This window comes from Vibrio sp. 10N.222.55.C6 (genome assembly GCF_041473395.1).
Classification (GTDB): Bacteria; Pseudomonadota; Gammaproteobacteria; order Enterobacterales; family Vibrionaceae; genus Vibrio; species Vibrio crassostreae_C.
Map to the genome: position 1 here is coordinate 1 of NZ_JBFRSD010000137.1, position 845 is coordinate 845.

1 pseudogene is annotated in these 845 nt (G+C 43.9%); it reads left to right on the top strand.

The features are described from left to right. Window positions 1-845 (top strand): annotated as a pseudogene (locus tag AB4486_RS22920) (hypothetical protein); the annotation flags it as partial.

Here is an 845-nt window from a genome sequence, read left to right on the forward strand (position 1 = left end):
TTTCAGTGGTGGCGATACATTTAACGACGAAATTACCATCGTTATTGATGATACCGTGTTTCTTGACCCATCGGACCTTACCCAAACACTTAACATTAGCATCGGTGGTAGTGGTGAGATTGACTTCGTTAACGGCGAATATGTGTATCAGTCCACTTTGGTACAAGGTGTAACGCCAGATTTCTCTGATTTGGTGTTGAATTTACCCGCAGATTATTCTGGGGACTTTAAATTGCCATTTACGGTGATCACCAAAGATTTGATATCGGGTGATGAGAAGGTACTTGATACCAGCGCCATCATTAAAGTCTCTGCTGTAACAGATATAGCGCCAAGTATTTCTGTCGATATTACTGGTTCTTTGGATGACTCGTTGAACCCTGTCGATATCGATGGTCAACCGGGCGCTGAAGCTGTGGGTTATGAAGACACCTATATTGTGCTTGATTTCTCGGGTTCGGTTGCAGACCAAGTCAATGGTGTTGAAGGCGGTGATGAACGCTTCACCGATATCACTTTAACCTTAACTGACACAAGCAATGGCGAATTCTACAGTGATACTGGAACGCCATTGGGCACATCCATCTCTTTCACCGAAAGTGAAATTGAAAATGGTGCCTTGTCAGGCGTGTTGTTTAAACCGAAAGAGAACTTCCCGACTTATGATGACGTAAATGGTGCTGATGTCAGTACTGTGAACGTTACTGTGACAGGTAACATTTTAGATACGGCGACCTTCAATCAAGATATTCCTGACACAACTGAGGATGCCACAATCGAATCTTTCTCAACGTCGGTTAGCTTTGACGTAGTCCCTGTGGTGGATGATATTGCGATCACTGGTC